Raw genomic sequence first — 20,043 nt, 5'->3', positions numbered from 1 at the left:
AGCCGACCATGAGTCATGCGTTCGTAGAGGTACAGAAAGCTGCCAAGCGCTTCCCAAGTGCCAGTAAAGAAGCCGAACCGCTGACGGTGTTCGAGAACATCAGTTTTCAGCTCGAGAAAGGCGAATTCGTGTGCATCATCGGCCACTCTGGCTGCGGTAAATCCACCATCATGAACGCGCTCGCCGGGCTGGATCAGTTCTCCGAAGGGTCCTTGGTGATGGAGAACAAAGAGATCAGCGGCCCAGGCCTCGAGCGCGGCGTGGTGTTCCAAAACTACAGCCTGCTGCCCTGGCTAACCGCGCTTGAAAACGTTCGCTTTGGCGTACGCGCCCGGTGGAAAACGTGGAGCGATCGAGAAGTTACCGACCACAGCATGAAGTACCTGGACATGGTCGGCTTGAAAGAAGTGGTGGACCGCAAGCCCTCCCAGCTCTCTGGCGGTATGCGTCAACGGGTGAGCATCGCCCGGGCGTTTGCCACCAAGCCCAAACTGCTGCTGTTGGATGAGCCGTTTGGCGCGCTGGATGCGCTGACCCGGGGCGTCATTCAAGACGAGCTGATCAACATCTGGAGCCAGGATCAGCAAACCGTGTTCATGATTACCCACGATGTGGACGAAGCGATCTTGCTGGCCGACCGCATCTTTTTGATGACCAACGGCCCCCAGGCGCGTATCGCCGAGGCGGTGGAGATCGATCTGCCACGGCCGCGCCAGCGGGCAAGTATCGTTAAACACCCGCACTTCTACACGATTCGTAACTACCTGGTCGACTTCCTGGTGAACCGCTCCGGCGAGCTGCGCACCCAGGAGTTCGACGGCCAAGGCCTGCGCTATCCCACACCGGTCAACCCGGTGCAACTAGCGACTGCCGAGGCCACCACGGTTTCAACCCCGGCAACCCCTGCCACCGAATCCCAAGAAAACCTAGTGAAGTTCACTCCCAAGGAGGTCCGTCATGGATAAGCTAGAAATGCGTCATACCCTGCTGGCTGCCAAGGCCCGCAAAAAACTGAGTTGGGACGACATTGCCAGCGCCGTCGGCATGTCGCCGGTGTGGGTCGCCTCTGCCTGCTACGGCATGAACAGCGCCAGCGCCGATATCGCTCATAAACTCTGCGACGTACTCGAAGTGGATGGCGACGTCGCTACCGCACTCACGGCCTTCCCCACCAAAGCGTGGGATGAAGCGATTCCCCAAGACCCGTTCATCTACCGGCTCTACGAAGTGGTGGGCGTGTACGGCGAAACGCTCAAGGACGTGGTGCAGGAGAAGTTCGGCGACGGCATCATGAGCGCCATCGACTTCACCATGGAGGTGGATAAGGTCGAAGACCCGAAAGGCGACCGTGTGCTGCTCACCCTCAACGGCAAATTCCTGCCCTATAAATCCTGGTAGTGCTCCAGCCGCGCGACGCTGCGCTCGACGCCGCCACGGTAGCTGACGCCAAACAGCAGTAGGTGGTTGAGCAGCGGATAGAGCTGAAACAGCGCCTCACGCCTCGGCCAGTCGGCCGGGGCGTTGCCGTTCCAGTAAGCCTCGAAAAACGCGTCACCGGGGGAGCCGAACAGCGTCAGCATGGCCAGGTCGGTCTCGGGGTAGTGGCGATAAATCGCCGGGTCGATCAGCGCTGGCCCGCAGGGCGTGGTCAGTACATTGCCGGACCATAGGTCGCCGTGAAGCAAACTCCCGGGGCCGTCCGGCAACCAGCGCTCAAGCTGTTCGGCCTGCTGCTCGATACGGCGACGTAGCGCGCTATCGAGTAAACCACGCTGAAAGCAAGCCTCGCAAAGAGGGAGCAGGCGCCGCTCGCGCTGGAACTGCCGCCCATCGGCCAGTGGCGCATTGGGCTGCGGGGTCAATCCGCAGGCGTTGTCTTCATGCCAACCATGGGAGCTGCCTATCACGCCGTGCAGCTGGCGAAGCCCCTCCCCTAGCGCGGTCGCATCCTGCCGGTTGGCGGGCTGAGTCTCCAGGGCTTCTATCACCAACCAGCCTTCCGCCTGGCCGAGCACTTCCGGAATGATGAGCGAGGTATGGGCCCCGGCCAGGGCGTGCAGGCCCTTTGCCTCGCCCCTAAGACGCTCGGGATCGTCGTGCTTCACGATCACCCGCCCCTGGCGCGTGGATAACGTGTACACCGCTGCACTGTCGCCGCCGCTTAGCGGCTCTAGTTCGCCGGTTGGCGCTATATCGTGAGTCGTGAGCAGATGGCGTAAGCGCGCCTCCATGGCATTCTCCGCTGCGTTACCGTGGTTGAATAGATCACGCTACAGGGCCATCGACCATGAAGGCAATGGGGGGTTATAGCGTATGGCGCTGCCCTAGCGCAGCCAAATAGCGCCGATAGGCCGCTTCATAGGTCGCCACACGCTCGACATCGGGCTCCGCCAGCGAGGCAGCATCCAGATGCACTAGGCGCTCGCAGAGCGATGCCAGGCTGACCCCCTCGGCCTGTAGATCGCACCAGGCCGCTTGAATGGCAGCCCCTAGCGCAGCGGCATCGGTAATCTCGGGGCAGATCACCTGGGTACGGGTAATGTCCGCCACCATCTGCCGCCACACCGGGCTGTTCGCCCCGCCGCCAATCAGCCGAATCTGGCTGGTGCCTGCGGCAAGCTCACCCAACAGCTCCAGCCCATAGCGTAGACCAAAGGTCGCGCCCTCCATTACGCCTCGGCAGAGGTTGGCCTGGGTCATGTTCAGGCTGGTCAACCCGAGAAAATCGCCGGCGGCATCGGGCAGCATGGGCACCCGCTCGCCGTTAAAAAACGGCAATACGGTGACACCTTCAGCGCCAATCGGGGCGCTGGCGACCTGTTCGCTAAAGGCGGCCAAATCCAGCCCAAACAGTTCACGCACGCGAGTCGTTGCCGAGGTCACGTTCATGGTGCAAATCAGCGGCAACCACCCCCCGTGGCTGGCGCAAAAATTCGCCACCATGGCGCTGTCACACACCACGGGACTAGGCGAGTAAGCGCACACCGTGCCGGAGGTGCCCAAGCTGAGCGTGACCAGTCCTTGGGTAATATTGCCGGTGCCAATCGCCCCCATCATGTTGTCACCACCGCCGGAGGAGACCACCACGTTATCGCTCAGCCCCAGCTCCTGCGCCACTAGCGGGCGCACCCGGCCTGCTGGTTCATGGGCGTCAATAATCCGAGGTAATACACGGTCAGGGTCGAGCTCCGGCGCAATGGCGGCAAACACCGCTTTCTGCCAGCACTGGGCGCGGGTATCGAAGTAGCCAGTGCCCGAGGCGTCGCCTGCCTCGGTCACGCGTTCGCCGGTTAGCCAGAAGTTTAGATAGTCATGGGGCAGCAAGAGTGTGGCAATACGCTGATAGGCATCCGGATGGTGGTTGCGTAGCCAAGCCACTTTTGAGGCGGTGTAGCCGGTTTGCAGCACCAGGCCCAGCTTCTCCAGGCAGCCCGCCTCGCCCCCCAGCGTTTCCACTAGTGCGCTATTTTGAGCGCTGGTTTCGGTATCGCACCACAGCTTGGCGGGATACACCGGCACGCCATCGGCATCGAGTGCCACCATGCCGTGCTGCTGGCCAGACACGCCGATGCCGCGCACCTGCTTGGCATCGATGCCGGCGCGCTCAATCGCTTGAAAGAACGCGCCTTTGAGCGCCGCCAGCCACTCCGCGGGTGCCTGCTCCCGGCGGCCATGCTCCCCTTCATCCAGGCGATGCGGGCGGCTGCCCTCGCCCAGAATGACGCCCCGCTCCACATCAACCACCACGACTTTGGTACTTTGCGTACCGCAATCCACCCCGATATACATCACAACGTTCCTTTGGACGCGACCAGAGCCTCAAGAGTAGCCCGTGCGCCTCGTTCATGCAGCGACTTCAGTGCCTCCAGGTAGGCGTTAAGGAAACGAGGCTGGTCCGCCAAGTCGCCAAACAGCTCGCGGTTTTCCACGAAGGCCGCTGGATGGGTGCGGTTATTGGCGGCAATGGCCATTAACGGCTCGCGCAAACGGTCCACGATCTCAATGGACTGACCCTGCTCATCGACGCCTTCGGCGTAGCGTGCCCAGCTGGCCACCACGGCGGCGCTGCGCTCAATCTCACCGCCCTGGGCAAGCTGCTGGCGAATCACCGGCACTAACCATTTAGGAATGCGATCCGAGCTTTCGGCGCACAGCCGCGCCAAGGTGTCTCTGATTTGCGGGTTCGCAAAGCGCTCGATCAGCGTCAGCCGGTAGGTTTCTAGATCTACCCCCGGCACGGGGGCCAGCGTCGGCGTGCCCTCTTCGCGCATGTAACCGAGCAAGAACTCGACAAACAGCGGGTCTTGGCACACCTCATGGGCGTAGCGGTAGCCCGCCAAATAGCCAAAGTAGGTCAGCGCCTGATGGCTGGCATTGAGCAGGCGCAGCTTCATGAGTTCGTACGGTTCGACATCCTCGACAACTTGAACGCCGACCTTCTCGAACGCCGGGCGGCCCAAGGGGAAGTGATCTTCCAACACCCACTGGGTAAAGGGCTCACACACCACGGGCCAGGCATCTTCCACGCCAAAGCGCTGGGAGAGCTCTTCGATATCCGTGGGCGCGGTCACTGGCGTGATGCGGTCCACCATGGCGTTGGGGAACGCTACCTCAGCGGCTAGCCAGTCGCCCAGCTCCGCACTGCGGGCGCGGGCGTAGGCGCTGAACATGCGCTTGGCGACATCGCCGTTGCCTTGAATGTTATCGCAGGACATCACCGTAAACGATGCAATACCCCGTGCCCGGCGGCGTACCAGGGCTTCCACCACCAAGCCAAAGCTGGTGGAGGGGCGCTCAGGGTGGGCGAGATCGTCGCGCACCTGGGGGGCGTCCAAGTTGAATTCTCCGGACACCGGATGAAAGTTGTAGCCGCCCTCCGTAACGGTGAGCGAGACAATTTTGATGGCGGGGTCGGCCATGGTTTCGATGACCGCCTCGGGGTCTTCCGAGGCAAACAGGTAGTTCACCATGCTACCAATCACCCGAGGCTGATACTCACCGTCAGGGTGCTTGACCACCAGCGTATAGAGGTAGTCTTGCGCAGCGAGGGCCTGCTGCATGCGCTTGTCGCCGGGCATGACCCCCACGCCCACAATGCCCCAATTCAGCGCTTCGCCCTGGTTCATCAGCGCATCCACGTACATGGCCTGATGGGCTCGATGAAAACCACCAACGCCAATATGCACGATGCCAGGCGTCACGGCCTGACGATCATAGGTTGGCGTCTCGACCGCCGCGCTGAGGGCACCCATGTTGTGGTTGTTAAGCTGGGTCATCGTCACTCTCCGGGTTATGGGTTAGGCAAGCGCGTCCTAGCGCCAGCGCTGGTCAGGTGTCACGCTGCAGGTTTTGACCAGCGCGGCATTGAGCATGTCTTTTTGGTGGGTACGCTCGAGGGCACCGGTCCGGTCTTGGCCCATACAGAGCCAGCGGTTCACCAGCCGCTCCACGAGCACGGCATCGTCCACGTCGATAAATACCGTCCAGTCGAACAGCGCGTGCAGTGAACGCCACGGGTCTTGGTCCAGTAGTAGGTAGTTGCCCTCCACGATCACGATGCGATGCTCTGGCGTCACGAGCCGCCCACCGGCACGGGCAAGATCCAGCGGTCGATCAAAGACCGGTACAGCGACCGGCTTATCCACACGACGGATGCGCGTCAAATCATGATGCAACCCCTCCACATCGAAGGTATGGGGCGCGCCTTTCACAGGAAGCTGCTCATCGCCCAGTACGGCGTTATCGAAGTGGTAGCCATCCATCGGCACCACCACCGCCTGCCCAGGGCGCAGCTGGTTGATCGCCTCACAGAGCAGCGCGCTGCGGTAGGATTTTCCTGCCCCCGGCGGCCCCGCCAGGGCAACCATCCAGCGCGCCTTGCCGTCGGCAGCATCCAGTAGTTGGTGGCTTAACGAAACAAGATCAGGGCTCATGGGCGTCTTAGCTCATCCAGTTGCCGCCATCGACGTTCAGGGTTTGGGCGACAACGTAATCGCTATCCTGGCTGGCAAGAAACACGGCGGCGCCGGTGTGATCTTCCGGCAGCCCCATACGGCCAAAGGGCACCGACTCGCCCACTAAGCGCTTTTTCTCACCCAGCGGGCGGTTCTCGTAGCGGGCGAACAGCGCATCGACCTCTTCCCACATCGGGGTATCCACTACGCCGGGGGCAATGCCATTCACATTGATGTGGTGTTTGATCAAATCGAGACCGCAGGACTGGGTCAGGCTAATCACGGCGGCTTTGCTAGCGCAGTAAACGCTTACTAGCGGCTCGCCTCGTCTACCCGCCTGGGAGGCCATATTGATGATCTTACCCCCCTGGCCTTGGGCCACCATGGCGCGGGCTACGGCCTGCAGGGTGAAAAACATGCCCTTGGTATTCACCGCAAACTGTTTATCGAAGCTGGCCTGGGTCACGTCCAGCACCGGCGCCATATCGAACACCGCCGCGTTATTGACCAAAATATCAATGCCGCCAAAGCGCTCGGTGACGCTCTCCACCATGGCATCGATGGAGCCTTGGTCACACACGTTCAGCACCACGCCCATGACCCGCTCGGCGCTAGCATCCTGCTGCAGCGTGGCGAGCGCGTCTTCGATGGCGTTGGCATCGATATCGGCCACCACCACCTGGGCTCCTTCGGCCAAGTAGCGCTGGGCAATGGCGAGCCCGATGCCACGGGCACCGCCGGTAATCACGGCACGTTTATCGAGCAGTTTCATTGTTATCGTTTCCTTGCAGATGTAGTTGCCACTCGTCGACCAAGGCGTTGAGCCCACGCATATGGGGCAAAATTCGCCAAGCACCCGCCGCGAGCAGGCGGTTAGACTGCTCGTCGTCGATATGGCTGGCGCCCACAAAACCAATCACCCGCATGCCGGCGGCATGGGCAGCGCTCACCCCTGCCACACTGTCTTCGACCACTAGACAGCGGCTGGGCGGGCAACCCAACTCGCTTGCCGCCAAGCGATAAATCGCGGGGTCCGGTTTGGGGTTGTCGACCTGCTCGGCGGTGAAAATGGGGGCGTCGCCCAGCGCCTCTTTCAATTGTGTCGTGGCGAGCGATGCCAGCACGCGGCAGCGGCGGCTGTTGGAGACCACGGCTTTGGGTAAATCGATACCGCTCACAGCGTCGTGAACCCCTTCAATAGCGGTGAGTTCTCGCGCTAGACGCGCTTCTATAGCGCTATCGACGACTTCAGAGGCATTGGACGGCAGCGGATAGCGGCTTAACTGCGCCAAGTGCTTTAGGATGTCGGCGGTCGTCATGCCCAGGGCTTGGCTGAGCAGCGAGGGAATATCCAGATCCGGCAGCCACTGCACAAGGTGGGTTTCCAAGGTCTCTTCCGCCAGTGCCTCGCTATCCACCAAGACGCCATCGCAATCAAAAATCAGCACCTTCATACCTGCGCTCCGGGCGTAGGCGTCTCGGTCGCCGCACGGTTATCCTGTCGGGTCAGGCTGGCCAGCGGGTGCTGTGACAGGCTTTCTAGCGCCAACCCTTGGGCATCGAACAGATGAGCACGCTCGGCGGCAAAGCCAAACTGCACGGTATCGTTCACCCGGTAGGCCACGTCGCCATCGGCCATGAGGGTGATGAGCAGCTCGCCCATCTGAACGTACAGCGAGGTCTGCCCGCCCAAGCGCTCCAACACTTTGATTTGGCCACTCAGCGGGCCGTTTTCATCCAACTGTAGGTGCTCAGGACGAATACCTAGCTCCAGCGCTTCGTCGCTGGCGAGCCCTTCGCCCGAGACGGGAATGGTGCACGGCCGCCCGCCGGGCAGGCGCACGGTGACACCGTCATCGCCAATGGAGCGCTGCTCGACGCTGAAGAAGTTCATCTTGGGCGAGCCAATAAAGCCCGCCACGAAGCGGTTACGCGGATGGTGATAGAGCGCCATGGGCGAGCCCACCTGCTCCACCACGCCATCGTGCAACACGACGATTTTATCGGCCATGGTCATGGCTTCTATCTGGTCGTGGGTCACGTAAATCATCGTGGCATCCAGCTCTTCATGCAGCCGCGCCAGCTCGATACGCATCTGCACACGCAGCGCCGCGTCTAGGTTGGAAAGCGGCTCGTCGAACAGGAAGATGCTGGGGTTACGCACGATCGCCCTGCCAATCGCCACCCGCTGGCGCTGGCCGCCGGACAGCGCTTTGGGCTTGCGGTCCAACAGCGGCTCGAGCTGAAGGATCTTGGCGGCTTCCAGCACTTTGGCGCGGCGCTCTTTTTTGGGCACGCCAGCCAAGCGCATGCTAAAGCCCATGTTGCCCTCGACGGTCATGTGCGGGTAAAGCGCATAGCTCTGAAACACCATTGCCAATCCACGGTCGGCGGGTCCCACGTCGTTCATGCGCTGGCCATCGATGAGAATATCGCCGTCGCTGGCGCTCTCCAACCCCGCGATCATGCGCATCAGCGTGGATTTACCGCAGCCCGAGGGGCCAACGAACACCACGAACTCACGATCATTCACGTCGAGATCGATACCTTTGATGACCTGGGTGTCGCCAAACCGCTTGGTAATGTTCTTGAGTTGTAAGGTCGCCATGGGGAACTCCTTTACTTGACGGCGCCAAAGGTCAGGCCACGCACCATTTGTTTTTGGGTCAGCCAACCGAGGATCAGGATGGGGGCAATAGCCATGGTGGACGCCGCCGACAGCTTGGCCCAAAACAGCCCTTCAGGACTCGAGAAGGAAGCAATGTAGGCGGTCAATGGCGCGGCTTTCGACGACGTTAAGTTGAGGCTCCAGAACGCCTCGTTCCAGCTCAAAATCACCGACAGTAACCCGGTAGAGGCAATGCCCGGCAGCGTGAGCGGTAACAGCAGGAAAAACACTTCCTGCAACGTAGAGGCACCGTCCATCCGGCCCGCTTCGAGGATGTCTTTGGGCATGTCTTTGAAGAAGGTGTAGAGCATCCACACCACGATGGGCAGGTTCATCAGGGTATAGACGATGATCAGCCCAGTGCGGGTATCCAGCAGCCCGACATCTCTAAAAATCAGATAGATAGGCACCAAAACACCCACCGGAGGCAGCATCTTGGTGGAGAGCATCCACAGCAGCGTGCCCTTGGTGCGCTTGGTGGGTAAAAACGCCATGGCGTAGGCCGAGGGAATGGCGATCAGCAGCGCTAAAAAGGTCGAGCCAAACGCCACGGCTACGCTATTTAGTGCAAAGCGGGCGTAGCCCGAGCGGTCCTGTACCGCCTGATAGCTTTCCAGGGTGGGCGAAAAAATAAAGCTGGGATCGGCAATCGCCGCTGTCTCGGTTTTGAACCCCGTCAGCACCATCCAGAGGATGGGAAAAAAGATGATCAGCGCGATGGTCCAGCCCAACAGGGTGAGCACCAGTTGCCTCATCGGCAACGAGCGAGTGTGTGCTGGTGCGCTATTACGATGCGTTGTCATTGAAATGCTCCCAAGACGCCCTGGTGCCGGGGTCAGTCTTCTAAGTTCTTAGCGACCATGCGGACAAGGAAAATCGCGACGATATTGGCGAGAATGATGGCGATCACCCCACCCGCCGAGGCCATGCCCACATCGAAATCCAGCAGCGCTTGGATATAGATCAAATAAGCCAAGTTGGTCGTCGCGAGCCCCGGCCCGCCGGAGGTGGTGACGAATATCTCGGCAAAAATCGTCAGCAGGAAGATCATTTCGATCATGATCACCACGCTTATAGCACGCTTGAGATGCGGCAGCGTGATGAAGAAAAAAATCGCCAGCGGCCCTGCGCCATCCATCCGGGCGGCCTCCACCTGGTCCTCATCCAGCGATTGCATGGCCGTGAGTAGAATGAGGAGCGCGAACGGCAGCCACTGCCACGAGACGATAATGATGATGGAGGTCAGCGGTAGCGACGAGAACCAGTCCAGCGCGGGGAGCCCTAACGACTCCGCCAGCCATGCCAGGACCCCATTGGAGGGGTGCATCATCATGTTTTTCCACACCAGCGCGCTGACCGTTGGCATGACGAAGAAGGGAGAGATCGCCAGTACGCGGGCGATACCCTGTCCGGCAAACTCCTGTTGAAACAGCACCGCCAACAGCGTGCCGCCTACAACGGTGACCACCAGCACCCAGCCCACCAGCAGCAGCGTGGTGCCCATGGCCGACCAGAGCGCGGGGTCGGTGAGCAGATACTCGTAGTTCTCCAACCCGGCAAAGCCGGTCATTCCGGGCATCAGCAGGTTGTAGCGCTGAAAAGAGAACCAGAGGGTCATGCCTAAAGGCACGATCATCCAGAGCAGCAACAGCGTGACGGCGGGCGCTTGAAGCGACAGCGTCCTCAGCCCGCCGACCGTCCGGCCAGAAGCACGTGTTCTATTCATGTAAATACCTGCAAGAAAGACCTGCGAGAACCACCAGCAACGCCTGCCCAGGGCCGGGCAGGCGCGGGAGTGCCTTTAACGTTCGATATAGCCCGCCCGTTGCATGGTGCGTTCGGTGGCGCGTTGGGCGCTATCCAGCGCCTGTTCAACCGATGTATCGACGGTAAGTGCCGCAGCAATGGTCTGGCCAACCTGCGTCCCAATCGACTGGAACTCGGGGATACCGACGAACTGCACGCCCACATAGGGGTTCGGCTCAAGGGTGGCATCGGTGGGGTCGGCTTCTTGAATGGCGTTCAGTACGAAGCCAGCAAACGGCGCGGCGGAGGTGTACTGCTCGTTAGCATAGGTAGACTCGCGGGTGCCAGGCGGTACGCTGGTCCAACCGTTGGTGTCACCGACTAGCTCGATGTACTCCTGGGATGTGGCCCAAGTGATGAACGCCTGCGCAGCCTCTTTATGCTCAGAGGAGGCTGGGATGGCGAGCGCCCAGGACCACAGCCAGTGGGAGCCTTTGGGGGTTTCCGCGATGGGCGCGGGTGCAAAGCCCAGCGTGTCGGCTACGTCGGATTCGTTCTCATCATAGAGCTTGCCAGCCGCCGAGGTAGCATCGACCCACATCGCGCAGTTGCCGCGGGAGAAGAGCGCGAGGTTCTCGTTAAAGCCGTTGGAGCTGGCGCCGGGCGGGCCATAGTTGCCAAGCAGATCTACGTAGAACGCAATTGCCTCATTCCAGGCCTCGGAGTTGAGCTCTGGGTTCCACTGCTCATCGAACCAGCGTCCACCGAAGGTGTTTACCAGCGTCGAAACAAAGGCCATGTTCTCGCCCCAGCCCGGCTTACCGCGCAAACAGATACCCGCAAGGCCCTCTTCGCTACCGTGGAGCTGTTCGGCCCAGTCACGCACCTGCGACCAGGTGGGCTGCTCGGGCATCTCGATGCCTGCCTGCTCGAATAGATCGGTGCGGTAATACATCATCGAGCTTTCCGCGTAGAACGGCAGGGCGTGCAGCGTACCATTTAGGCTCAAGCCATCGCGCACCGATGCCAGCAGATCGTCTTCGTTGTAGTCGTCAGCCAGGTCGTCCAGCGGCTCTAGCCAGCCGCGCTCCGCCCAAATGGGCACTTCGTAAGTGCCGATGGTCATGACGTCGAATTGCCCACCGCCGGTGGCAATGTCCGTGGTCATACGCTGACGCAGCACGTTCTCCTCGAGCACCACCCAGTCCAGCGTGATCTCAGGATGCGCTTGTTCAAAGGCGTCGGTCAGGCTCTGCATGATGACCATGTCGTTATTGTTCACCGTCGCGACGGTGATCTCGGTTTGAGCCTGGGCTTGGCCAGCTACCGCAACGGCAGCCGCTAGGGTCGTAACGGGCAAATGACGCGCGAGACGCATACAGCACTCCTCTTGGCAAATATTGGCATTGTTGTTGCCTTGATCTTATTGATCATCAACCGAACAAATGATCGTATGCAGACCAAAAAAAAGCAAAGCCTGCCGCGTTAGACTTTACGCTAATGCATTCAATCGTTTGCATGTTGCAGGCGCGAAGTCGCGCTTCACTCCATTGCCTCCACGATGTGTCGGGCGGCAATCTCATCGGTGACCAACCCTTTCAACCAGCCGCCGCGCAGCGCGGCTAAAATGGCGGGGGCTTTATCCCGGCCACCGGCAATGCCTACCATCAGATGTTTGCCAAAGCGTTCAAGCGGCAGGCTAGTCACGCGCCGGGTGATCGAGCAGTCCACCACCTCGCCACGGCGGTTCAGCGGCCAACCCAACAGCTCCCCCACGGCCTCTCGGCCCAGTAGCTCATCCAGCTCGGTTTCACTGATGAAGTGATCTTGAAACAGCGTGGCTCGACGATCGATGCGCCCAATACCGATAAAGGCGGCTTCCGACTCCCGCGCCACGTCGGCAATCGCTTTGAACAAACGCTGCGAGAGCATGGCCTCTTTTTCCGCCAGTGACGCCGCGACGACCGGAGCGGGAAGCAAAAAACGCTCTCCGCCGGTTTTATCCGCCAGCACCATCACGGCGTCGTAGCGGTTGGCGGAACCATCACGCGCCACGTTGCCCACCAGTGAGACAAAACGATGCTGCGGCCGCTCCACGCGGCTCAACGCTTCCACCGCGGCGCGCACCGAACGTCCAGTTCCCAGCGACAGCGTTAACGGCTCGCTGCGCTCCACCAGACGGGCAATGCGCTCTGCCCCTGCTACGGCCAAGTAGTAGGCCGCACTCTCAGGGGCCTGGGTGTCTGCTGGCACCACGTCGCAGTAGGTCAGTTGAAAACGCTCACGCAGCGTGCTGCCGAGCGCCATACAGGTCGAGATGGGGTGGTCGATATGCACTTTCACCAACCCCTCTTGGCGCGCCAGGGCCAGTAAACGCTGAACACCGGGGCGTGAGACGCCAAGTTGGCTGGCAATCTCGTCCTGGGTCATGCCACCGACATAGGACATCCAGGCAGCTCTCGCCGCCTGATCCAGTTTTACTTCGAACTTATCCATGACTGGGCTCGCCGCCTTGTCGTTAAAAAAACCTCATCATACAAAGCCTTCGCCAAGACCAGTAGTGTCCGATCCGCTAACATGGGCAGCGACGTCTTATTCCCGATGCACAGAGGTGGCCATGTATAAACTTGCGTTTTTCGTTCCCATTGAAAATGCCGATAGCGTCAAACGCGCCGTCTTCGAGGCGGGTGCCGGTCGCATTGGCGACTACGAGCATGTCTGCTTTCACTCCCGCGGCACCGGTCAGTTTCGACCGATGGCGGGCGCCGAACCGCATATTGGACAGGTCGGCACGCTGGAAACGGTCGACGAGTTCAAAATCGAGATGGTGTGCGACGACGAGCATATCCGCGCCGCCATTGCTGCGCTCAAGCTGGCTCACCCCTATGAAGAAGTGGCCTACGATGTGTGGCAGCTCGCCGACCTGTAAGCGCATGGACTAGACGAATGCGCGAAGCGAACGATCTAGGCGCTGCCGAAGTAGCGCTCGCGATCCTCGGGCGTGATCTTACTGATATGCAGCGGAAATATGGCGCTTTCACGGTCAGCATAATAGTGACGCAGCGTCCGCTCGATGGTGGGAAACGCCAGCGCGTCCCAGGGAATCTCGTGCTCCTCGAAGAGCGCCACTTCGAGGCTCTCCGGCCCTGCGTCGAAGCTCCCCACCAAGTCGGCACGAAAAATCATATAGACTTGGTTGATATGCGGCAGGTCGATCAGCGTGTATAGGTCCCCAAGGGCGACCTCGGCAAACGCCTCCTCCCAGGTTTCTCGCATGGCGGCCTGCTGGGTAGTTTCGGCGTTTTCCATGTACCCCGCCGGTAGCGTCCAGTACCCTTTTCGAGGCGATATCGCCCGCTTGCAAAGCAGTACTTTGGAGCCACTGATCGGCAGCGTACCCGCCACGATGCGTGGGTTCTGATAGTGGATCGTGCCACAGCCGTCGCACAGGTAGCGGGGGCGATCGTCGCCTTCGGGAACGGCAAACCGGACTTTCTCACCACACTGACTACAAAAGTTCATCGCGTTTTCTCTACGGCTGGTGGGTCGGGGCATCAACGTGCTTGACGATGATCACCGTGGCTGGGTAAAAGAGAGCAAAGTAAAGAGACGCCTATGTTAGAGAAACTGCGCAAACGGCTGCAACAGCATACCCCTCAACGGCTAGACCACATAGCGCTGCCGGAGGCGGCCGTGCTCATGCCCATCGTCGAGCGTCCTGCTCCTACCCTGCTGTTCACACGCCGGGCCAGCCACTTGACGACCCACCGAGGTCAGGTCGCTTTTCCAGGCGGCAAACGCGAACCGGACGATGCCGACCTATACGCCACCGCCTTGAGAGAAGCAGAAGAAGAGATTGCGCTGGCGCCTGGCCAAGTGCAACCGCTCGGGCGACTGTCGGATGTGATTTCGCTTCACGGCATTCGCGTGACGCCTTGGGTCGGTCTGATTCCGCCAGACCTGCCGCTGGTCGCCGACCCTGGCGAGCTGGACGCCATCTTCGAGGTCCCGCTCAGCCACTTTTTAGACGACCAGCGCACCCATACCGATGTGATCACCGTCGATGGCGTCGCGCACTATGTGCCCAGCTATCACGTCGATGGTCACGTCATTTGGGGATTATCTGCCATGATGTTGGTGGAGCTGTTGGCCGAGGGTTTTGGAATGGAGATTGACCTTTATCAGCGCCCGCCCGGCGCCCTACGCCACTACCCTGAACGCCGTACCCCCACTAGCCGTCGCTCGGCTACGACCAAGCGCGACCCCGCTACGAGATCAACGAAATGATTGCAACGCCTGACATGGATACGCCAGCCCTCACGCCCCAGGCCCACTTGGCGCTCGTAGACGCACTGGTGGAACAGGGTTGGTACGTCGGTAAAGGCGTGATCGACCCAGCGCTTTGCCAATCACTGCACCGGGAAATCCATCTCTTGGCCGAGCGTGACGCGCTGGATGAGGCGGGCATTGGGCGAGGCCAACAGCACCACCTGCGTAAAGACATCCGCGGCGACGCCATCCACTGGCTCGATCGCGAAAGCGACGCCCAGCGCCGCTATCTGGATGCCATGGCAGAGCTGCAGCAGTCGCTGAATCAAGCGCTGTTTTTGGGTCTGTTCGAGTACGAAGCCCACTTTGCCCACTACCCTGCCGGTGCCTTCTACCAGCGCCACCTGGACAGCTTTCGCGGGCGGGCCAACCGAGTGATTTCCACCGTCGGCTACTTGAACCCCAACTGGCCGAGCGACGGCGGTGGCGAAATGGTGATTTACCACCCCGATGACCCCACTCTGGAAGTGGCCCGGGTAGTACCCGAAGCTGGCACCTTTGCCTGCTTTTTATCGGAAACCATTCCCCATGAAGTGCTCCCCACCCGCCAGCCCCGCGCCAGCATTGCAGGTTGGTTCCGTCGCAACGCCTCCATGGGTGGCGTGTTAGACCCTGCCCGCTAAACGATGAGCGAGACGAGCCCGTGAGTGCTGAAAGAGAGGCTATCCTAGCGGCAAAAGTGGCGACCCTGGAAGCTCGCAACGCCGCACTCGAAGAGGAGAAGTGCCACTATCAGTGGCTGGCCGAGAGTACGACGGATCTCATTTCACGCCACGCCCGAGACGGCACGTTTCTGTACGCGTCCCAAGCCGCTCGGGAGCTGCTAGGCTATGAGCCGGATGAACTTATCGGCGTCTCTGCGTATCAGCTGTTTCACCCAGCAGATTTGAGCGACCTGCTCAACAAGTCGCCGCGGGTGTACTATCACGATGGCTTCTATCAGCAAACCTATCGGTTTCGTGCCAAGGCAGGCCACTACGTATGGTTCGAAACCACCAGCCGTACCCGGCGAGACACTCACACCGGTGAGCTGATCGATATTTTGTGCGTCTCCCGCGACGTCGGCCGACGTATCGAAGCAGAAGCCACCCGCGAGCGCTTGGCCCAAGTCGTCGAATCCACTACTGACTACGTGCTGTTTTTAGGGCCGGACCAGCAAGTATTCAGTGCCAACGAAGCCGCCCGCCGCTGCTTTGCCCTACCCGCGGCGTCGCCTACGGCGCTAAGCGCGCTGTATCAAGCCGAGTCGCTGCGCTTGCTCATCGAGGTGGTGTTTCCAGCCGTCGAACGCTACGGCTCCTGGAGCGGGGAATTGGAGATGTGCACCGAGAACGGCAGCGTGCCGGTGCTCAGCGTGGTACTGGCCCATCGCAGCCGGGGGGCCACACCCGGCCACTACGCCTTGGTGAATCGTGATATCAGCGCCCGCAAAGCCGCTGACGCCCAGGCGCGACGCCATCAGGAGCAGATTGCTCACGCCAACCGACTGGCCGCGGCGGGGGAACTGGCCTCCAATATCGCCCACGAATTGAACCAGCCTCTCGGCGCGATTGCCAACTATACCAGCGGCGCGTTGCTAAAGTGCCAGCAGCAACCCACGCCCCTCGCCAGCGAGCTTCAACTACCTCTAGAGCGCATCGACGAGCAGGTACAGCGCCTCGCTCAGCGGCTGCGGCATCTGCGCAGCTTCGTCCGAAAGCGTAGCCATCAAGTACGCCCACTGGTGTTGGCTGACGTAGTGACGGCCGCCTGCGGGCTCTGCGACTGGCAGTACCAACAGGCAGCGGTGGGTCTAACGGTAGAGCTTCCCGCTGTGCTGCCGCGGATCTACGGCGACGCGATTGCCTTGGAACAGGTCATCGTCAATTTATTGCTGAATGCGCTGACTGCCAGCCGTCGAGTGGTTGATGCCAAAACAGTGCGCGTCAGCGCACGGCGAAGCGGCCAGCGACAAATCATGCTAAGCGTGGAGGACGAAGGGCCGGGGGTCGACCCGAGGCATCAGCCCATGATTTTTGACGCTTTTTTTACCACCCGTGATGAAGGGCTTGGCATGGGGCTAGCCATTAGCCGTACACTGGTGGAAAGTATGGGGGGCGCGCTTGCTTTGCGTGCCGACAGCGCTAAAGGTGCCTGTTTTGACGTATTTCTACGCACGGAGACCGACGTTTGATGCCCTCGGCTAACGCGCCTACGACTGCCTCTTCGCCTAAGGCTAGCGCCATCGCGGTGGTCGATGACGACGACGCGCTTCGGGAATCGCTGGTGTGGCTATTGGAATCGGTAGGGCTCACCCCCCGCGCTTTCGCCAGCGGTGACGCCTTTTTAACCACGGGGCACGAAGCCTTTGGCGCGCTACTGCTGGACGTGCGCATGCCGGGTATGAGTGGTCTTCAGGTGCAACAACAGCTCGTTGACCAGGGCAGCCGCCTGCCCCTCATCATGATGACCGGTCACGGCGACGTTCCCATGGCGGTGGCAGCATTGAAGAACGGCGCATTCGACTTTATCGAGAAGCCCTTCAATCATCAGCAGCTCATCGATGTAGTGCAGCAAGCGCTCAGCCATACCGAACAGCAGCGTCAACAGACCCAGGCACTGGCACGATTACAAACAGAGTTCGACGCCCTGCGCCCCAAAGAGCAGCGCATCGTGCAGCATGTTGCAGAGGGCATGACCAGCCGTGAAATCGCCGATCACATGGGCATCAGCGCCAAAACCGTCGAGGTCTATCGGCTGCGTGCCATGAAAGCGATGGGGGCAGCCAACGTGGCTGCCTTAGTGCGTCAGGCGGTAGCGCTCTCGTTGGTCCCCGCGTTGCCGCCTGATGTCGACTGATCGTTGGTTAGCTAAGTGGCACGATCTGGCCGTTGGCGTCTTCCAAGACGCGGCTCACCTGCTCGTAGTTCGCGCGACCTTCACCTTCATGCGCTTCGATCAGGCTCACTACATTCAATAGCGTCTCCATACCAAACGCCTGCTCATCGGTCGCCGTGAACGCCTGAATGTAGGCGTCGCCTCCGACGTCCCATCCCAACTTGATCGGCGCATCGATGATGTTCACTTGGGTGCCCACCGGCACACGCCAGAAGACTGACTCGATATCCTCGGGGTGCATGCGAATACAGCCGCGGCTGGCGCGCATACCAATCCCGTCAGGTTGATTGGTGCCATGAATCAGATAACCGGGAATATCCAACAAAATGGCATATTGACCCAGCGGGTTATCCGGTCCAGGCGGTACGACCGCAGGCGGCGGGTCACCACGCTCGGCGGCCTCGCGGCGGATCGACTCAGGCGGGTACCATGCCGGATTTTCCAAGCGCATGGTGGTTTCGGTGATACCCAACGGCGTATTGTAGGCATCGCGGCCAATGCCGATGGGATAGGTTTCGACACGGGGAGCATGGCCATCTTCGGCCTCGGGGTAGTAGTACATGCGCAGCTCGGCAACGTTGATCACGATACCAGTGCGAGGCTCGTCAGGAAGGATGAACTGCCCCGGAATGGTGACCTCGGTGCCTTCGCCAGGCACCCACAGACTCACGTCCGGGTTAGCCATGCGGATCTCTTCGTAGCCCACGTTATGCGCTCGGGCAATATCCAGCAGCGTGTCCTCTTCACTCGCAGTGACGGTATACACTTCGCCCACCATATTGCCCGACTCGGGCAGTAAAAAATGGCCTTTCGGCAGCTCAGTATCGTTGGCGATCGCGCTGGCTGTCATCAGCCAAGCGCCTAATGCCACAACACCGCCAGCCAAGCGCTGTTTCAATGGCTGAAACAGCCATGAAGGGTCTGTCAGGGTCATTGGAAAATCTCTCTCTATGTCGCTATCGCTCTACGGCGATCTTGATGACGATGAAAATGAATATGCACAGCCACAGGCAGCGGGTCAATTCGCCAGACTGTCGCAGCCGTTTAACCTTTATCTAGCATTTTATTGATATTGATTAAGAGTTTGACACAGCGATTGCAAAGAACGTCTCAGCACCTACCTTGAGAAGTGTCCTTGCACAGCGAGGTGCAGGGCAACTTCGGACAAAGAGGTGCCACGCACAGTGAGACCTCTTCATCACCACGCAAGGAGCAATCACCATGAAACCGACCTTTCTGACTACCCTCATCCTTCCCGCGCTGATGGCTACGGCAGGCATCGCTCAGGCCAATGAGGGCGGCAATGGTATGGAAGCGTCTTACCTGACCCATGCCCCAGACAACACTTTTCACTCTGACTCGCTTACGGGTAACCAAGTGCGCAGCCGTGTCGAAAACGACGAAGACATTGGTACCATCAACGATTTGATCATCGATGAAGACGGCAAAATCAACGCCGTGGTCGTTGGTGTCGGCGGTTTTCTAGGGATGGGCGAAAAGAACGTCGCCATCGAATGGGACTCCCTGGAACTGACGAAGGGCGAAGATAACGAAGAGTACGTCATCTCCGTCAACGCCTCTGAAGAAGCCCTTCAGGAAGCCCAGGAGTACGAGCGCAACGATGATCTTCGCACCGAGCGCGACACCGAGATGAACAATAGCGAAGACAACGCTAACGAGATGCGCGACACACAGAGCTAAGCGGTACTTTAACGAGTACATAGCAGCCATTGCTCGCAAAAAGGGCCTTGCCATTCGGCAAGGCCCTTCTCGTATGTGAGTGGCAACAACGGTATACAACACGCTGCCAAGCGCTGCCCTAAGGCAGCGCCAGATATTAGCCTTTCAACTTGGCAGACATCGTGATATCGGCCTTGAGGACTTTAGATACTGGGCAGTTGGCCTTGGCGGTTTCGGCGGCCTCCTGAAAAGCAGCGTCGTCGGCACCGCTCACGCTGGCTTCCACGTCCAGGTGAATGCTGGAGATATCGAAACCGGCATCGCTTTGCGACAGCGTGACTTTTGCCTGGGTATCGATGGCGTCGGCGGTGTAGCCTTTCTCACCCAGGATCATCGATAGGGCCATCGAGAAACAGCTGGCATGTGCGGCGCCGATCAACTCTTCTGGGTTGGTGCCGGGCTCGCCTTCGAAACGCTGTTTGAAGGAGTAACCTGCATCCAGTACGCCGCTTTCCGTGGCGACTTTGCCTTGGCCATCTTTCAAACCACCTTCCCAATGTGCGCTTGCTTTACTATCCATTCTGTTCTCCTTTCCTAGGGTAGTGTGCTTCTCGCAGGATGAACGCAGGGTTACGTTCGGTGCTCATTCAGCGTAGCTGATTCTTAGCAGCGATTCTATGTGGCTGTCGAAACCTCTAAACCCCGACGATAAAACTGCTGGCGCTTCACTGCGGACAATAAAAAGGATTCGCTGGCGGTGGCTTTGTCGTTAAGCTGTTCATCTCTTTA

General features: G+C 60.0%; 22 protein-coding genes. 8 read left to right on the top strand and 14 right to left on the bottom strand.

The genetic code is table 11. From position 1 onward, the window contains the following. Positions 1-8: 8 nt before the first annotated feature. The gene (locus FRH_RS10890) at positions 9-965 is read left to right on the top strand and encodes an ABC transporter ATP-binding protein (RefSeq protein ID WP_153842311.1); all 957 of its coding nucleotides are present in this window, start codon (positions 9-11) and stop codon (positions 963-965) included. After that, a complete protein-coding gene (gene cynS, locus FRH_RS10885; RefSeq protein ID WP_153842310.1) occupies positions 958-1,398 on the top strand; it encodes a cyanase in 441 nt (146 codons plus the stop codon). The genes FRH_RS10890 and cynS overlap by 8 nt, the downstream gene beginning before the upstream one ends. Here the strand turns inward: cynS and FRH_RS10880 are convergent. The 11 genes from FRH_RS10880 to FRH_RS10830 form a co-directional block, all read right to left on the bottom strand. Beyond that, positions 1,383-2,231: a fructosamine kinase family protein gene (locus FRH_RS10880; protein ID WP_153842309.1), complete on the bottom strand. Its 849-nt coding sequence runs from the start codon at positions 2,229-2,231 to the stop codon at positions 1,383-1,385. The two genes, cynS and FRH_RS10880, sit on opposite strands and share 16 nt — an antisense overlap. A gap of 73 nt (positions 2,232-2,304) precedes the next feature. Beyond that, complete coding sequence (gene xylB / locus FRH_RS10875; RefSeq protein WP_153842308.1) at positions 2,305-3,789, bottom strand: xylulokinase; 1,485 nt, start codon at positions 3,787-3,789, stop codon at positions 2,305-2,307. Beyond that, the gene (locus FRH_RS10870) at positions 3,789-5,276 is read right to left on the bottom strand and encodes a mannitol dehydrogenase family protein (RefSeq protein WP_153842307.1); all 1,488 of its coding nucleotides are present in this window, start codon (positions 5,274-5,276) and stop codon (positions 3,789-3,791) included. The genes xylB and FRH_RS10870 overlap by 1 nt, the downstream gene beginning before the upstream one ends. A 36-nt stretch (positions 5,277-5,312) precedes the next feature. After that, complete coding sequence (locus tag FRH_RS10865; protein ID WP_153842306.1) at positions 5,313-5,933, bottom strand: nucleoside/nucleotide kinase family protein; 621 nt, start codon at positions 5,931-5,933, stop codon at positions 5,313-5,315. A gap of 7 nt (positions 5,934-5,940) precedes the next feature. Continuing rightward, positions 5,941-6,726, bottom strand: coding sequence for an L-iditol 2-dehydrogenase (locus FRH_RS10860; RefSeq protein ID WP_153842305.1), 786 nt, complete (start codon positions 6,724-6,726; stop codon positions 5,941-5,943). Next, the gene (locus tag FRH_RS10855) at positions 6,710-7,408 is read right to left on the bottom strand and encodes an HAD-IA family hydrolase (RefSeq protein ID WP_139525361.1); all 699 of its coding nucleotides are present in this window, start codon (positions 7,406-7,408) and stop codon (positions 6,710-6,712) included. The genes FRH_RS10860 and FRH_RS10855 overlap by 17 nt, the downstream gene beginning before the upstream one ends. Next, positions 7,405-8,562: a sn-glycerol-3-phosphate ABC transporter ATP-binding protein UgpC gene (ugpC, locus tag FRH_RS10850; protein ID WP_139525360.1), complete on the bottom strand. Its 1,158-nt coding sequence runs from the start codon at positions 8,560-8,562 to the stop codon at positions 7,405-7,407. Before ugpC ends, FRH_RS10855 begins: the two co-directional genes overlap by 4 nt. Before the next feature lie 11 nt (positions 8,563-8,573). Continuing rightward, the gene (locus tag FRH_RS10845) at positions 8,574-9,425 is read right to left on the bottom strand and encodes a carbohydrate ABC transporter permease (RefSeq protein ID WP_153842304.1); all 852 of its coding nucleotides are present in this window, start codon (positions 9,423-9,425) and stop codon (positions 8,574-8,576) included. Positions 9,426-9,457: 32 nt separating this feature from the next. Continuing rightward, the gene (locus FRH_RS10840) at positions 9,458-10,348 is read right to left on the bottom strand and encodes a sugar ABC transporter permease (RefSeq protein WP_139525358.1); all 891 of its coding nucleotides are present in this window, start codon (positions 10,346-10,348) and stop codon (positions 9,458-9,460) included. 75 nt (positions 10,349-10,423) lie between these two features. Continuing rightward, positions 10,424-11,746 carry a sugar ABC transporter substrate-binding protein gene (locus FRH_RS10835; RefSeq protein WP_153842303.1) on the bottom strand — a complete coding sequence of 441 codons (1,323 nt, stop codon included), beginning with the start codon at positions 11,744-11,746 and terminating at the stop codon, positions 10,424-10,426. 164 nt (positions 11,747-11,910) lie between these two features. After that, positions 11,911-12,864: a sugar-binding transcriptional regulator gene (locus FRH_RS10830; RefSeq protein WP_139525356.1), complete on the bottom strand. Its 954-nt coding sequence runs from the start codon at positions 12,862-12,864 to the stop codon at positions 11,911-11,913. Positions 12,865-12,985: 121 nt separating this feature from the next. Between FRH_RS10830 and FRH_RS10825 the strand changes: the two genes are divergently transcribed. Continuing rightward, the gene (locus FRH_RS10825) at positions 12,986-13,297 is read left to right on the top strand and encodes a YqfO family protein (protein ID WP_153842302.1); all 312 of its coding nucleotides are present in this window, start codon (positions 12,986-12,988) and stop codon (positions 13,295-13,297) included. Positions 13,298-13,332: 35 nt separating this feature from the next. On the opposite strand, the gene FRH_RS10820 is transcribed toward FRH_RS10825, so the two are convergent. Continuing rightward, positions 13,333-13,890 (bottom strand): NUDIX hydrolase, encoded by a 558-nt coding sequence (locus FRH_RS10820; RefSeq protein WP_153842301.1) that lies wholly within the window; start codon positions 13,888-13,890, stop codon positions 13,333-13,335. A 93-nt stretch (positions 13,891-13,983) separates the two neighbouring features. Here FRH_RS10820 and FRH_RS10815 point away from each other — a divergent pair, with 93 nt between their 5' ends. The 4 genes from FRH_RS10815 to FRH_RS10800 are packed head-to-tail and all read left to right on the top strand — an operon-like array spanning position 13,984 to position 17,535. Next, positions 13,984-14,655 (top strand): CoA pyrophosphatase, encoded by a 672-nt coding sequence (locus tag FRH_RS10815; protein WP_153842300.1) that lies wholly within the window; start codon positions 13,984-13,986, stop codon positions 14,653-14,655. Continuing rightward, complete coding sequence (locus FRH_RS10810; RefSeq protein WP_153842299.1) at positions 14,652-15,320, top strand: 2OG-Fe(II) oxygenase; 669 nt, start codon at positions 14,652-14,654, stop codon at positions 15,318-15,320. The genes FRH_RS10815 and FRH_RS10810 overlap by 4 nt, the downstream gene beginning before the upstream one ends. A 20-nt stretch (positions 15,321-15,340) precedes the next feature. Next, a complete protein-coding gene (locus tag FRH_RS10805) occupies positions 15,341-16,870 on the top strand; it encodes an ATP-binding protein (protein WP_153842298.1) in 1,530 nt (509 codons plus the stop codon). Continuing rightward, positions 16,870-17,535 (top strand): response regulator, encoded by a 666-nt coding sequence (locus FRH_RS10800; protein WP_153842297.1) that lies wholly within the window; start codon positions 16,870-16,872, stop codon positions 17,533-17,535. Before FRH_RS10805 ends, FRH_RS10800 begins: the two co-directional genes overlap by 1 nt. A 7-nt stretch (positions 17,536-17,542) precedes the next feature. Here the strand turns inward: FRH_RS10800 and FRH_RS10795 are convergent, their stop codons facing one another. Continuing rightward, positions 17,543-18,424: a L,D-transpeptidase family protein gene (locus FRH_RS10795; RefSeq protein ID WP_231125533.1), complete on the bottom strand. Its 882-nt coding sequence runs from the start codon at positions 18,422-18,424 to the stop codon at positions 17,543-17,545. Positions 18,425-18,795: 371 nt separating this feature from the next. On the opposite strand from FRH_RS10795, the gene FRH_RS10790 reads away from it, so the two are divergent. Further along, positions 18,796-19,275: a PRC-barrel domain-containing protein gene (locus FRH_RS10790; protein ID WP_153842296.1), complete on the top strand. Its 480-nt coding sequence runs from the start codon at positions 18,796-18,798 to the stop codon at positions 19,273-19,275. 136 nt (positions 19,276-19,411) lie between these two features. On the opposite strand, the gene FRH_RS10785 is transcribed toward FRH_RS10790, so the two are convergent. Beyond that, entirely contained in the window at positions 19,412-19,834 is a 423-nt protein-coding gene (locus FRH_RS10785) for an OsmC family protein (protein WP_044627904.1), read from the bottom strand. Positions 19,835-20,043: the final 209 nt, after the last annotated feature.

Origin of the sequence: Halomonas sp. A020 (assembly GCF_027943625.1) — a bacterium.
Taxonomy (GTDB): domain Bacteria; phylum Pseudomonadota; class Gammaproteobacteria; order Pseudomonadales; family Halomonadaceae; genus Vreelandella; species Vreelandella piezotolerans.
Note: the sequence above shows the minus strand (reverse complement) of the source record. Positions and strands in the feature narration are given on the sequence as shown.